This window comes from Nocardia sp. NPDC059236, from assembly GCF_042754085.1.
Taxonomy (GTDB): domain Bacteria; phylum Actinomycetota; class Actinomycetes; order Mycobacteriales; family Mycobacteriaceae; genus Nocardia.
In genome coordinates, this window is the sequence record NZ_JBHZAF010000011.1 from 92,157 (window position 1) to 105,171 (window position 13,015).

The following is a 13,015-nucleotide window of genomic DNA, read 5'->3' on the forward strand; positions in this document are numbered from 1 at the left end:
TCACGCCAACCGTGCCGGGAAGAACATCATCTGCAGCTGGCTCACCAACAGATTCGTAATGAAGATGCAGAAGACGCTGAGGACCACGGAGGCGTTCACGGCATTGGCCACGCCCTTGGGCCCGCCCTTCGCCTCCAATCCGCGCAGGCTCGCGATCAACACCACGATCGTGGCGAATATCAGGGCTTTCAGGACGGAGAACACCAAGTCGGTGGGTGTCGCGAAGGCACCGAAGGACTGCCAGAAGCTGCCGGGGACAACGTGATTGACATTGGCGGAGATGATCAGGCCCGCACCCACGCCGGCCGAGATGATGATGATGCACAGCATCGGCGCGATGGCGATCATGGCGAGGAACCGCGGCATCACCAGGCGTTCGACCGGGTCGACACCCATCACGCGCATGGCGTCGATCTCTTCCCGGATCGATCGGGCGCCCAGGTCCGAGGCGATGGCGGAGGCCGCCGCGCCACTCATGAGCAGACCGGCCGCCATCGGCGCGCCCTGCCCGACCACGCCGAGCCCGCTCGCGGCGCCGGCCAGCGAGTTGGCTCCGACCTGGTTCATGATGCCGCCGACCTGGACCGACACCTCGGCGCCGATCGGGACCGCCATCAGCAACGCCGGCAGCGCGGTCACCTTCAACAATGACCACATCTGCTCGATGACCTCATGAATCGGCATACGCAGCTTGATCGAATCCACAACGGCATACCGCACCACCGCAGCGGTCAATTCCGCGGATCTTCCGATAGTGGCGAGAGAGCGCTTCGGCGACTCTTTCGCATAATCAACGACCCGAGCGCCGAATCGCGGACGCTGCCGTATCACCGGTGGTTCCATTGGTTTCTGTGCCGGTTCCGGAGCAACTACCGGCTGCAATGTAGCCGTCATTGTTTATCACGCATTCCTAACTTGAAGACTTTTTACTTCAGATTAAAAATCTAGGATTAGCAGGGGCTCCTTGCCTTTCCATCTCATTCGGAATATGTGACATACGATCCCGACATCCACGATATGTGGTCGGCGTCACTGCACGGTCAGCATAGCATAAGTCGGCTTACGCGCAAGACAGTTCGATACGAACTGAAAAATTCAACCGGAATGTTTCAATAAAAACGGAATACCGTAGGATTTAATCGTCGACCATAAACACAACTGCCCTCCGATTCACGAAAGTGAACCGGAGGGCAGTATTTCAAATTGTGTGCGGGTTTCCGGCCCGCGGACTTCTAGTTGGATCCCGCGGCCATGGACTCCACTGCCGCCAGTCGCTCGGAGATGGCCTGCTCCCGCTGCCGCTCGACCGCACGGCCGAACAATCGCAGGCCCTTGTCCTCGGAGCGGAAGTGCTTCAGCATCGCCTTCGCCGCGTTCTGACCGGGCATGCCGCTGATGCCGGCGACCGGGTGGGTGCCGGAACCGGTGAGGAACAAGCCGGGTACTGGCGTCCGGTAGCCCGCGAAACCCGCGGCGGGCTTGCGCGGTCCGAACCGGGTGATGATCGGGTCGACGTGGTACACATTGCCGTCGATCGCCCAGAATCGATCCTGAATATCGGGCAGTGCCAGATCCCGGCGGGCCACCTCGAGATCCTCGACGCCCTCGTAGAAGAGGTTCGCATCCTTGATCACGCTCTCGGTGATCTGCTTCTTCGCCTCATCCCACGGCAGACGCGGGATGCTGGGCGTCAATCCACTCCAGAACCAGTACAGGTCGCTGCCGGGGGGCGCCATCGACTCATCGAACGCCGTCGACACCATGCCCAGACCCGGAACATGTTGCGGCACATCGCCGCGCACGCAGTCGCGCATCGCGGCCAGAGTCTGCTCGTAGGTGTGATAGGAGTTGCACGCGACGCGCAGGTCCAGGCCGTCGCCACGCCACTTCTCGTGGCGCGTCATCCGGATCTTGCCCTTCAGCGCGACATTCAGCTTGTAGTCCGTGATCCCGCGCTTCAAGGTCGGGATATTGTCGACGGCCACCTGCAGCTTCGGCGGCAACACGCCCTGAGGCAGCAAGCGGGTCAACGTGTTTCGCGGGCTGCATGCGGTCAGCACACCGCGGCGAGCGTAGATCTCTTCGCCGTTGGCCAGGTGCACACCGGTGACCCGGCCACCGCGCACGATCAACTGATCGACTGGCGAGCTGGTGCGGATCCGGCCGCCGTTGGACTCGATGCTGGCGATCAGCGCCTTGGGCAATGCACCGGTGCCGCCGTGGAACATCGCGACGCCGTAGCGGCTCAGCACACCCAGGTAGATCAGCGACCAACCGCTCAGGTCCTGATCGAACTGCATGAACGGCAACGCGATCAGCAGGGGCGCGCGGATCATGTCGTGCTCGAAGCTCTCCTCGATCGCCTCGGTCTGCGACGACGCCATCCAGCGGCCGATCGCGATCAGCTCGCGACGGTTCTTCACCATGCCCTTGGCGGCCTGCATGATCGCGCGGATCTCGGGGCGGGTCGGGCTGGTCTGCATCAACGGAATGCCGATCTCGACCGCGGCGTCGATGACGCGGTACAGATCGAGCAGGGCCTCGGCGTCTTTGCGGGAGAAGCGTTTCAGTTCCTCCGCGGTTTTGCGCGGATCGCGCCACAGTCCGAGTGACGAACCGTCGGCCGCCAGCTGATAGTGGGCGGGGTCGATGATGGTCTGCTTCAGGCCGAACTTGGCGCTGAGACCGAGTTCCTTGTCGATATTCGTGGTCCGGAACAGCGATGCCTGCATCGAGGCCTCGTTGATCGTGTAGCCCGGAGCCTCGGGCAGGAAGGGATTCGTCGCGGTCATGCCACCCGCGGTCGAGTGCGCCTCGACGACGAGTACATCGAGACCGGCCTGGGCCAGATAGGCGGCGGCCACCAGGCCGTTGTGCCCGGAGCCGACGACGACGACGTCGGCCACGTTGGAACTGGGTGGCATAGATCGAACCTCTCATTCTTTCGTTGATGCGGATCCGTCCATGCAAGACGGAATAGAAAAACCGCTGGTCTTGCGCGGAGGCGCAGTGCCCACACCTGACGACGATCGTGATCGGAGCCACCGAAGGTCTCCAGGTAGTGATGCTAGCCACTAATTAACGTTGACGTCAATATCGGCATCTTCTAATCTAGATTTGAATCGCCACGTACGCAACGTGGCGACACAGCACGACCCGAAAGGTGCACGATGACCACCGGTGTTCAGAGAGTTTGTGCCCTCAGCGGGCCGCTCTTCGCGGCCTCGCTCTTCGTCGGCATGATCATGGCCGGCCTCTTCCCGCCCAAGCCGCCCAGCTGGTCCGCACAGCAGGTTGCGGAGTTCTGGAGCACCGACGCCGACCTGAAACGGGCCGGGCTGGTGATCATCATGATCGGCTCCGGCCTGCTGATCCCGTTCGGCGCCATCCTGGCGGTGCGGCTCAAGAAGATCGAGGGCGCCTCCTCGCCGTTCACCTACGTGATGCTGATCAGCACCGGCATCAGCTCGGTCGCGATTCTGCTGCCGGTCTTCATGTTCGCGGTGGCCGCCTACCGGCCCGACCAGCGGTCGCCCGAGCTCACCCAGGCCTTCAACGACGCGGGCTGGCTGCCGTTCGTGATGAACTGGCCGGCCGTCACCGGCATGGCGCTGGCCATCGCGTTCGCCATTCTCGGCGATCGCAGCCGGACGCCGCTGTGGCCGCGCTGGGCGGCCGACTACAACCTGTGGACCGGATTCCTTTTCGCCGCAGGCGGTTTCGCGATCTTCTTCAAGCACGGCGTCTTCGCGTGGAACGGACTGCTGGCCTACTGGATGGCCGCGGTCGTGTTCGGCGTCTGGTTTGTCGTGCTGGCCTATCTGCTGTGGACGACCACCGGCGCGCACGCGACCTCCGACGACGACACCGCCGTGGCGGCCCGATGACACAGACCGCCGTCGACCTCGACGTCGCGGTGCCCGCGCGGCGGATTCCGGGCGAGGAGGGCATCTGGGTCTTCGTCATCGGAGACATGACCGTCTTCGCGCTGTTCTTCGGCGTGTTCATGTACACGCGTGGACACGATCCGGCCGCCTTCACCCCCGGGCAGCCCGGCCTGGACCGGACGCTGGGCGCGATCAATACGATGCTGCTGCTCACCGGTTCGCTGCTGGCCGTCCTGGGTGTGCGGGCCTGCCGAACCGCTCCGGCTCGCACCCGGATGGCGCTGTTCCTGTCGGCGGCCGCGTGCGCGGCCGGGTTCGTCGTCATCAAAGCGGTCGAGTGGTCACGTCAGTTCGCCGCGGGCCATACGGTGGGTACGAACGACTTCTATTCGTACTACTTCGTTTTCACCGGTATCCACCTGCTCCACGTGCTCATCGGCATCGTCGTTCTGCTGCGGGTCGCGTTCGTCGTCCGTAAGGAGACCCTCGAATCCCGTGATCACGTGCTCGCCGAGAGCGGCGGGATCTTCTGGCACATGGTCGATCTGCTGTGGATCGTCCTGTTCGCACTCTTCTATCTGATGCACAACGGAGTGTCATGACCACCACGCGTCGCATTGGCCTGGTGTGGGCCGTCCTGATCGCGGCCACCGGCGTTTCCTGGCTCACCGGAACCGAATTCGGCAATCGTTCCGAATCCGCGGTCACCGTCCTGCTGCTGGCGGTGTCCTTCTTCAAGATCCGCCTGATCGGCCTGCACTTCATGGACATCCGCACCGCCCCGCGCGGCCTGCGAGCCTGGTTCGAGGCCTACATCGCCGGCGTGCTCGGGATACTGATCGCACTGTCCGTCCTGGCGTAGCGCGGATGCCCCTGAGGCGGATGGCCGGTGAGACAACGTTCTCGCCGGCCATCCGCGTTCGTCTCACCAGCCATTGCCTTCCAGCAGCTTGGTGAACTGTGCGACAACCGATTCGAGGTCGTCGTGGCTGCCGACGAACCCCGCGTACAGGCCCATCCCCCACATCACCGCGATCAGCATCTCGGTGACCGCCTCGATATCGGTGCCGGGCGGCAGCACACCCCGGTCCGCGGCCGAGTGCAGCGTCTCACCGAGGAATCCCCGCAACTCGTCGAGCTGGCCGAGGGCCCGTTCCTGGAACTCCGGATGGCGCACGGAGTCGAGCAGCGATGACGAAATGAACTGTGCGTACGAACGATCGGACGAATCGGCGTGGACCGCAGTTGCGAGGAACGACGAGATCCTGGCCGCCAGCGTCGGCTGCTCGCTGGCCTGATCGATTCCGGCGGCGACCACCTCGTCCCGGGTCGCTTCGAACAGCGCCGTGTACAACTCGGTCTTGTCCCGGAAGTAATGGTTGACGGCGGGCCTGGTCAGATCCGCGCGCGCCGCGATCTCACGGAACGTGGCGCTCTGATAACCCACCTCGGAGAACACCGCCCTGGCGGCGTGCAGAATACGCTGACGCGTGTCCGCACCGGCGGTCATCGCCGGGCGTCCACGCCCTCGTGCGCCGCGACCGACTTCACTGGCCATGCGCTTCACCCCACATCCATGCTCACCGGGACCGGAACGAAATTCGACACCGGGTCAGGTGAATACAGCGACGTAGCGCCAATCCAGTACCGGCCGTTCACGGCCCGCGATGCGGCCGTCCGCGAAAACCTCGGATCGAAGCTCGATCAGGTGCGCACCGGTGGTCGACGGGAGCACCCGTTCGATAGTGATCACACTACGCAAGGTGTCCCCCTCGTGCACGGGCCCGAGATGGTCACAGCCGTGCCATCCCACGACCGTCGCGAGATTCGGGAACGCCCGGGAGGCCTGGGCCAGCGCCAGGCCGATGGTGTGCCCACCGTAGACGAGACGCCTGCTCCCCGCGGCGGATTCGTCATGGTGCACGCGCGCGATATTGAGACTGAGGCGGGCGAGTTGCGCGGCGCCGTCGACGAGATCGCCGCCGACGATGTCGATCTTCTGCCCTGGTTCGGGAATCGTCCCGGCCGCGCCCGGCGCCCGGCGCAGCGTCTCGAAGTCCCATGCCGCGAGCGATGCCGACCAATCCGGTTCCCCCGACGGACCGAGGTGGTCGAGATCGTCAGCACGACCGGTCTCCATATCCGCGCGCAGCGGGAGCATGGCGCACCGCCAGAAGTCGAGAACATCTCGGCCAAGTTGATCGACGGTATGAATCCGCAGGGCCACCAACCCGGTCGGCGCGCGATCGGGGCGCCGCCGGTTCTGCCGCAGTCCTTCGACCGTGGTGGTCGTGGTGAGAGTGTCTCCCAGATGGGGCATGCGCCGGAAGGCGAGCCCTCGATAGAACAGATTCGCCTTCACATGGTGGGTGACCACCGTCGACTGACCGATGGCGATATCCCACACCAAGGCGGGGTGTGCCAGCCCCGGAGCACCGGTCACCGCTACCGACAGCCCGTGGTCGAGGGGAAGACGCAGCCGGTCGCCGACGATCGACTGATGTACCGCCGCAAGACCTTCGGTCAAGGTGACCGCCGGCGCACCGTCGAACACCTGCCCGCGCTCGAGCTCCTCGAAGTACGGTCCTTCCGCGTTCATTGCGCCACCGCCGTCTTGAGCAGTGTCCGGCGCGCGGCCACCGCGACCGCCTCGTCGATCATCTGGCCGTCGAGTTCCACTGCGCCACGGCCGCTGTCATGGGCCGCCGCCAGCGCGTCCACCACACGGCGCGCGTAGTGCACTTGCTCACTGGAGGGTTCGAACACGGCATTGATCATGTCGACCTGACGGGGATGAATGGCCCATTTGGCGTCGAAGCCGATCCGCGCCGCATGGCTCACCGCCGCTCGGAATTCGTCATCGACCCCGACGCCCAGGTACGGGCCGTCCACCGCGTCCAGGCGATGGGTGCGCGCGGCGGTGATCACCCTGTCCTGCACCGCGATCCAGAGCGCGGGTTCCAGCCCCGCCGCCCGGCCCAGTGACGCCGCGAGATCGGCGTATCCGGTGATCAACGCCGTGAGCCGGGTGGTGGTCGCGGCGATCTGCTCGATCCGGCTCAGTCCGTCGGCGGTCTCGATCAGCGCCTCCACGGACAGCGGCGCACCGCCGTCGGCCTCGATCCCGTCGAGCAGGCGGTCGGCGAACTCCAGATCCCCCGGCGACTCGACCTTGGGCAGCACGATCGAGCTCGCCGGGATTCCCGACCGGGCGACCGCGTCGATATCGAGGTGGCACCAGCGGCTGCGAGTCGCGTTGACCCGCACCGCGATCGACGGCAGCCGATCGAAGTCGTCCCACTCGATCGCGCCCAGCAGCGCCCGCGCCTGGTCCTTGTCCGCGGGCGCAACGGCATCCTCGAGGTCGATCACGACCTGGTCCGCACCGGCGGTCATCGCCTTGCAGATCTTGCGCTCGTCGCCACCGGGTACGCAGAGGACCGACCTCCGCGGTGGACGTTCCGTCATCGACAGCCACCCTTTCTGCTTTTTAATCTATGTTAAAGTATATCGATAACTTATCGGAGCCCCACGAGGAGTCAACTGTGAGCGAGCTGTCCGCCGAGGAGCAGCAGGTAGTTGCGACGGTGCGTGAATGGGTCGACCGCGAGGTCCGCCCGGTCGCTCGCGACCTCGAACACGCCAACGAATACCCCGAGAAGCTGATCGAGCAGATGAAGCAGCTCGGCATCTACGGCCTGGCCATTCCCGAGCCGTACGGCGAAGCGCCGGTGTCGATGCCGTGCTACGTCGGCGTCACCGAGGAGCTCGCGCGCGGCTGGATGAGCCTGGCCGGCGCGATGGGCGGCCACACGGTCGTCTCGAAGCTGATTCTCGCCTTCGGCACCGAAGAGCAGAAGCAGCGGTATCTGCCGAAAATGGCGACCGGGGAAATCCGGGCCACCATGGCCCTCACCGAACCGGGCGGCGGCTCCGATCTGCAGGCCATGACCACCACCGCCAAGCGAGATGCGGACGGCTACACCATCAATGGCGCGAAGACCTGGATCAGCAATGCCCGCCGTTCACAATTGATCGCGTTGCTGTGCAAGACGGATCCGACCGCCGAACCGCGGCACCGCGGCATCAGCATTATGCTCGTCGAGCACGGCCCCGGCCTTACCGTCTCGCGCGATCTGCCGAAACTCGGCTATAAGGGCGTGGAGAGCTGCGAACTCGTCTTCGACGGTTATCGTGCGCCCGCGGACGCGGTGCTCGGCGGCGTCGAGGGCAAGGGCTTCTCGCAGATGATGAAGGGCTTGGAAACCGGTCGCATCCAGGTGGCCTCGCGCGCCCTCGGCGTCGCCCAGGCCGCCTTCGACGACGCCTTCGCCTACGCCCAGCAGCGCGAGAGCTTCGGCGTTCCCATCTGGAAACACCAGGCCATCGGCACCTACCTGGCCGAGATGGCCACCAAGCTCACCGCCGCGCGGCAGCTGGTCCTGCACGCCGCCCGCAAATTCGACGCCGGCGACCGCTGCGACATGGAGGCCGGGATGGCCAAGTTCTACGCCTCCGAGGTCGCCATGGAGATCGCGCTCGACGCGGTGCGCATTCACGGCGGCTACGGCTATTCCACCGAATACGATGTGGAACGCTATTTCCGCGACGCGCCGCTGATGATCGTGGGCGAGGGCACGAACGAGATCCAACGCAATGTCATTACCGCTCAACTGATCTCCCGCGGCGGCCTCACTCGCTGAAGCCCGGGATCCGACCGGCTCGGCGGTGGTGCGCCACCCCTCGCGACCCACCACCGCCGGCCCGGCCGAGACGATCACGCCGAAGTCTGTTGTCCCGCAACCGCGGTCGGCACCCCGAGCACTCGCTCGATCTCCTCGAGTTCCACATCCGTGTACGCCGCCAGGTCCGCCACGTTCGGGACCGACCGGCTGCACGCGGTGAAACTGATGTCGACCTGCTGTGCGTAGCTGGACATGGTCACGTTCAGGGCCTGACCGTGGAACAGCACCGACGGACCGTAGATCTGCTCTACCGGCGCTCCGTCGTAGTACAGCGGCTGCGTCGGACCGGGGACATTGGACACGATCAGGTTGGCGCTGGGCCGGACTCGGCCGCTCAGTCCGAGGATGAACAATCCGATCTGCGGACCGGTCAGCAGAATCGTGAACGGCGCGACCACATGCGCGGGCAGCGATCGTTGCATCCGCTTGGCCGCGGTGGTGGACCGATGCACGGCCCGCAGCCGAGCCAGCGGATCGCCGATCTCGGTGTGCAGCCGCGCGAACAGGAACGCCAGCGCGTTCCCGACCGGCGCCTGACTCGCGTCCCTCAGGTTGACCGGCAATTGCCCGACAACCGATTTCGCGGGTAATTTGCCCCGCTCCAGCAGGTACCGGCGCAGCGCGCCGCCGAAGACGGTGAGGAACACATCATTGACGGTGACATCGGCGGCCGTGGCTATCCGCTTCAGGCGCGCGAGTTCGTAGTGCCGGGTGACGAATGTCCGCTTGCTCCCCACCCTGCGGTTGAACACCGTGTCCGGGGATTGGAACGGTCCGGCCAGGGCGCCGGTGTGATCGCGGTGGATCGCGATGAACATGCGAATCAGCGCCGACACCGCGAGGGCGCCGGAACCTACTGCCCGGCACAGTGTTCCGACGATTCGCAACGCCGGGTGCCGTGCGCCGCGCCCCGAGATGACCCGCAGCTCAGGCGCTGCGCCGTTGCCGCGGATGCCCGCGCTCCAGGGCGGCAGCATGCCACGGGCCGCCGGGTCCGGACTCAGGATCCGCCCCAGCAGTCGCGCGGCGCCGACACCGTCGAGCTGCCCGTGATGGAGCTTGAGGTATATCGCGAAGCGACCGTGTTCGAGCCCTTCGATCACGTGGCATTCCCATAGTGGCCGACGCCGATCCAGGGGCAGCGAATGCAGGTGCGACACCAGCGTTTCCAGCTCTCGTTCACCCCCGGGCGCGGGCAACGCGATGTGGCGGAGATGGTGGTCGAGATCGATGTCGGCGTTGGGAACGGTGTGCCAGCCCGGTAGGGGTGTCTTGCGTAGTACCAGGTTGAACGGCGGGGCGAAGGTCCGGTCCGACCTCCACCGGGTGACCAGGTCCCCCACATAGGTGCCGGCGGCGCCCTCCGGGGGCGACAGGATGAGCAGCGGTCCGAAATGTGATGGTGCATCGCGCTTTTCGATGTAGAACCACGCGGCATCGAAAAGGTTCAAGAAGGTTCTCGTCATCTACCTGTTCTCACTCGACTGGAACGGACGGATGGCCTTCGTCGTTGAACGCCGTCGCAAGAGCAAGGGGTGCCTGGCGCGCGCCTGCCGGAGACCCCCGATCTCCGGCGCTGATCTAATGTACGTTAAATTTCCTGCCTCGTCCGGCCAATCAGCATCGGCGTTACGCATGACACACGACCGGCCCGGAGCAGGCTCTTCCGGCGGTGATTTGCCCACTTCAGAGTGTAATTTCAGCGGCCCCACCGCGTTCTCGGCGAGCCAGGGGCGACTCGATGCAGCATCCGCCAGTGTGACCGGTCCCACATATTGACATGAATGTAAATTAGATTACTCTGAGGCCACCGTGCGCGGTGTGTCATACGAAAGATCAGGACTCATGACCGTATCGAAGCCAACCGTGGTCGCCATTCCCAATGCGCTCCACAGCGAATCACCACCGAACGCCTCGTGGAGTTCCATCAACCTGGCCGAGGCGGTCCCGGGTGTGATGACCCCCCTGTGCGCCAGCGCCTGGGTTCCTGCCAGTGAGCTCGGGCTGCGCGCGCCCTTCTTCGCCATGGGCGCGCTGGACGCCGACCGGCGGGCGATCCCGGCGGATCCGCTGGACCGGATCACCAATGTCTTCTACGGCCGCATGGCGGTCCGAGTCGATTTTCTCTGTGAGATGGGCGATCTGATCCCGGGACAATCCGGTGAGGCGCTCTCCCGGGACTTCTTCGGTTTCGTCCCACCCGATTTCGTCAGCAAGCCGTCGAACCGACGGCTCCCGATAATCCTGATGCGTTATCCCCGAACGCTTCTCGGCATCGCCGCCGAGATCGAGCGACGACGGCGCGAGACCGACGCCTGGTGGCGGACCGCCATCCCCAGCAGCGCCGCGCTCGATCTGAAGGACGCGCAACGACTCCTGAACCAGGCGATGGATCGATTCGCCGACAACCTCGCCATGCAGGCGGTGGTCAGCGCGTGCGCGATTCAACCGGTCTACGAACAGCTCACCACGATGGCCACCGCCGCCGACACCGCACCGGCCGACCTGATGCGTGGGCACGGATCGCACGAGGAGAGCGCGGTCCTGTCCGACCTCTGGGCAGTGTCGCGCGGGCGTCTCGAGCTGCCCGAATTCCTGTGCCGGCACGGATATCACGGCCCCGGCGAGGGCGAACTGTCCACCACGGTATGGCGCGAGGACCCGTCGCCCATCCTGCGCATCATCGATCAGTACCGAAAGCTGGACGGCACTGCGGCACCGGAGGAGACCGAGGCCGATTCCGTGAGTCGCCGTGAGGCGGCCGAACGGCGGCTGTTCGACAATCTCCCGTTGTCGAAGCGGCTGCCCGCGCTGCTGCTCCTGCGACTCGCACGCCGTTTCGTGCCGCTACGCGGCGTCGGCAAGGTCTCGTACCTGCAAGCCCTCGATGTCATCCGGGCGTGCGCCCGGCGCATCGGCGCGCTGCTGGTCGCGACGGGACAGCTCGAAACCCCCGACGACGCTTTCTATCTCACGCGCGAGGAGATCACCGGCTCGCTCGGCGGGGACCTCCACGCGATCGTGGACCGGCGCCGTACCGATCGGAGGCTGTACCAGTCGCTCGAGGTCGAGACCTCCTGGACCGGTACGCCCGTCGCGACACCGATCGAGGTCCCGGCGCGGGATCGAACCAGCACACTGTCCGGCGTCGGCGCCTCACCCGGTGTGGTCGAAGGCCGTGCCGTGGTGGTGCTCGACCCGTCCGAGACCGAGATCGACGCCGGCGACATTCTCATCGCACACACGACCGACCCGTCGTGGGTCTCGCTGATGTTCCTGTCCGAGGCCCTGGTCGTCGATATCGGCGGCATGCTCAGCCACGCCGCCGTGGTCGCGCGGGAGCTCGGCATTCCCTGCGTCATGAACACCAAGAACGGAACACAGGTCATCCGCACCGGTGACGTCGTCCGCGTGGACGGCGCCAGCGGCTCCGTGGAGATCATTCACACCACCGAAGGAGATTCTCTGTGAACGCCAGCCTCACCACGACCGCGGCCTGGGGCCCGCTCGCCGAACCCATCCACACCGAGGCGGCGGCACCGGGCGATCCGGTCTGGAAAGACAATGCGTACCTGTCGGTCTGGGATACCGATGCCGAGGTCTTCGGCACGCTGCACGTGTCGACCTCCCCCAACGACGAACGGGGGCGCCGCACGCGCTGCAGCATGTCGGCGGGCGGTCGCACCGCCGAGATCATCGAAAGCCTGGAACCCGGCAGCTTCACGAGTTCCTCCATCGACTTCGGGCTCGACGGGGTGGTGCGGGTCGAGCACCCCGATCTGACCTTGGAATTGACCAGTACGCCGCTGTTCGTGCCCGCGGACTACGCGGTCGGCGGGCTCATCCCCGAACTCGTCCCCGGCAAGCCGCTGCAGCACTATCAGCAGGGCTGCGCGATCGCCGGGACCGCGACCTTCGCCGACGGCACGACTCACGCCTTCCAGGGCTACGGAATGCGCGACCGCACCTGGGGATTCCGCGACGAATCGGCCCAGTGGATCGAGTACGCCGGCCTGATCGCCGTGTCCGAGGACAGTTTCCTCACGGCGATGAAATTCCTCGGGGCGGACGGCACGGTACGCGGCGACGGCTTCTACATCACGGGCGAATCGTCCACTCCCATCACCGGTATCGCCTTCGCTCGCGACGCGGCCGCACAGTTCGTGCGGGCGACGCTGACGCTGGCCGACGGCTCCGAGCACGTCGCGCACCTCACCGATCGCGCGGCCGGGTTCTGGGTACCGATGGGCGCGGCGAGCGAAGGCCCCGCCTTCGGCACCTACGACGATTTCATGCGGCTGGTCCTCGATGGCCGACCGGGCGCGGGACTGTTCGAACAGGGCATCCTGCACCGCGTTTGGTGATCGACCGGCACCGACCAGG

At 65.5% G+C, this 13,015-nt stretch carries 12 protein-coding genes; 6 read left to right on the plus strand and 6 right to left on the minus strand.

The genetic code is table 11. The annotated features are described in order from the left end of the window. Positions 1 to 894 carry an ABC transporter permease gene (locus ACFXIV_RS27460; protein ID WP_379399082.1) on the minus strand — a complete coding sequence of 298 codons (894 nt, stop codon included), beginning with the start codon at positions 892 to 894 and terminating at the stop codon, positions 1 to 3. Between the two features lie 338 nt (positions 895 to 1,232). Continuing rightward, on the minus strand, positions 1,233 to 2,924 hold the full coding sequence (locus tag ACFXIV_RS27465; RefSeq protein WP_379399083.1) for a phytoene desaturase family protein: 1,692 nt from the start codon (positions 2,922 to 2,924) through the stop codon (positions 1,233 to 1,235). Between the two features lie 246 nt (positions 2,925 to 3,170). Here ACFXIV_RS27465 and ACFXIV_RS27470 point away from each other — a divergent pair, with 246 nt between their 5' ends. The 3 genes from ACFXIV_RS27470 to ACFXIV_RS27480 are packed head-to-tail and all read left to right on the plus strand — an operon-like array spanning position 3,171 to position 4,749. Continuing rightward, on the plus strand, positions 3,171 to 3,887 hold the full coding sequence (locus ACFXIV_RS27470) for a hypothetical protein (protein WP_379399084.1): 717 nt from the start codon (positions 3,171 to 3,173) through the stop codon (positions 3,885 to 3,887). Further along, on the plus strand, positions 3,884 to 4,489 hold the full coding sequence (locus ACFXIV_RS27475; RefSeq protein ID WP_379399085.1) for a cytochrome c oxidase subunit 3: 606 nt from the start codon (positions 3,884 to 3,886) through the stop codon (positions 4,487 to 4,489). Before ACFXIV_RS27470 ends, ACFXIV_RS27475 begins: the two co-directional genes overlap by 4 nt. Continuing rightward, the gene (locus tag ACFXIV_RS27480; RefSeq protein ID WP_379399086.1) at positions 4,486 to 4,749 is read left to right on the plus strand and encodes a cytochrome C oxidase subunit IV family protein; all 264 of its coding nucleotides are present in this window, start codon (positions 4,486 to 4,488) and stop codon (positions 4,747 to 4,749) included. Before ACFXIV_RS27475 ends, ACFXIV_RS27480 begins: the two co-directional genes overlap by 4 nt. Before the next feature lie 63 nt (positions 4,750 to 4,812). Here the strand turns inward: ACFXIV_RS27480 and ACFXIV_RS27485 are convergent, their stop codons facing one another. Genes ACFXIV_RS27485 through ACFXIV_RS27495 form a run of 3 tightly spaced genes read right to left on the minus strand, consistent with a single transcriptional unit; the run spans position 4,813 to position 7,355 of the window. Next, a complete protein-coding gene (locus ACFXIV_RS27485; RefSeq protein ID WP_379399087.1) occupies positions 4,813 to 5,445 on the minus strand; it encodes a TetR/AcrR family transcriptional regulator in 633 nt (210 codons plus the stop codon). A gap of 54 nt (positions 5,446 to 5,499) precedes the next feature. Beyond that, the gene (locus ACFXIV_RS27490) at positions 5,500 to 6,486 is read right to left on the minus strand and encodes a MaoC family dehydratase (RefSeq protein WP_379399088.1); all 987 of its coding nucleotides are present in this window, start codon (positions 6,484 to 6,486) and stop codon (positions 5,500 to 5,502) included. Then, positions 6,483 to 7,355: an HpcH/HpaI aldolase/citrate lyase family protein gene (locus tag ACFXIV_RS27495; protein WP_379399089.1), complete on the minus strand. Its 873-nt coding sequence runs from the start codon at positions 7,353 to 7,355 to the stop codon at positions 6,483 to 6,485. Before ACFXIV_RS27495 ends, ACFXIV_RS27490 begins: the two co-directional genes overlap by 4 nt. A 77-nt stretch (positions 7,356 to 7,432) precedes the next feature. On the opposite strand from ACFXIV_RS27495, the gene ACFXIV_RS27500 reads away from it, so the two are divergent. Next, a complete protein-coding gene (locus ACFXIV_RS27500) occupies positions 7,433 to 8,590 on the plus strand; it encodes an acyl-CoA dehydrogenase family protein (protein WP_379399090.1) in 1,158 nt (385 codons plus the stop codon). Positions 8,591 to 8,664: 74 nt separating this feature from the next. On the opposite strand, the gene ACFXIV_RS27505 is transcribed toward ACFXIV_RS27500, so the two are convergent. Further along, positions 8,665 to 10,098 (minus strand): wax ester/triacylglycerol synthase family O-acyltransferase, encoded by a 1,434-nt coding sequence (locus ACFXIV_RS27505; RefSeq protein WP_379399091.1) that lies wholly within the window; start codon positions 10,096 to 10,098, stop codon positions 8,665 to 8,667. Between the two features lie 490 nt (positions 10,099 to 10,588). Here ACFXIV_RS27505 and ACFXIV_RS27510 point away from each other — a divergent pair, with 490 nt between their 5' ends. Further along, a complete protein-coding gene (locus tag ACFXIV_RS27510) occupies positions 10,589 to 12,103 on the plus strand; it encodes a PEP-utilizing enzyme (RefSeq protein ID WP_379399249.1) in 1,515 nt (504 codons plus the stop codon). After that, on the plus strand, positions 12,100 to 12,996 hold the full coding sequence (locus ACFXIV_RS27515; protein ID WP_379399092.1) for a hypothetical protein: 897 nt from the start codon (positions 12,100 to 12,102) through the stop codon (positions 12,994 to 12,996). The genes ACFXIV_RS27510 and ACFXIV_RS27515 overlap by 4 nt, the downstream gene beginning before the upstream one ends. Positions 12,997 to 13,015 lie beyond the last annotated feature (19 nt).

What these genes read in the sequence shown, in the direction of transcription:
- ACFXIV_RS27460 (WP_379399082.1), bottom strand. Translation starts at nt 894, where the DNA reads ATGACGGCTACATTGCAGCCGGTAGTTGCTCCGGAACCGGCACAGAAA.
- ACFXIV_RS27465 (WP_379399083.1), bottom strand. Translation starts at nt 2,924, where the DNA reads ATGCCACCCAGTTCCAACGTGGCCGACGTCGTCGTCGTCGGCTCCGGG.
- ACFXIV_RS27470 (WP_379399084.1), top strand. Translation starts at nt 3,171, where the DNA reads ATGACCACCGGTGTTCAGAGAGTTTGTGCCCTCAGCGGGCCGCTCTTC.
- ACFXIV_RS27475 (WP_379399085.1), top strand. Translation starts at nt 3,884, where the DNA reads ATGACACAGACCGCCGTCGACCTCGACGTCGCGGTGCCCGCGCGGCGG.
- ACFXIV_RS27480 (WP_379399086.1), top strand. Translation starts at nt 4,486, where the DNA reads ATGACCACCACGCGTCGCATTGGCCTGGTGTGGGCCGTCCTGATCGCG.
- ACFXIV_RS27485 (WP_379399087.1), bottom strand. Translation starts at nt 5,445, where the DNA reads ATGGCCAGTGAAGTCGGTCGCGGCGCACGAGGGCGTGGACGCCCGGCG.
- ACFXIV_RS27490 (WP_379399088.1), bottom strand. Translation starts at nt 6,486, where the DNA reads ATGAACGCGGAAGGACCGTACTTCGAGGAGCTCGAGCGCGGGCAGGTG.
- ACFXIV_RS27495 (WP_379399089.1), bottom strand. Translation starts at nt 7,355, where the DNA reads ATGACGGAACGTCCACCGCGGAGGTCGGTCCTCTGCGTACCCGGTGGC.
- ACFXIV_RS27505 (WP_379399091.1), bottom strand. Translation starts at nt 10,098, where the DNA reads ATGACGAGAACCTTCTTGAACCTTTTCGATGCCGCGTGGTTCTACATC.
- ACFXIV_RS27510 (WP_379399249.1), top strand. Translation starts at nt 10,589, where the DNA reads ATGACCCCCCTGTGCGCCAGCGCCTGGGTTCCTGCCAGTGAGCTCGGG.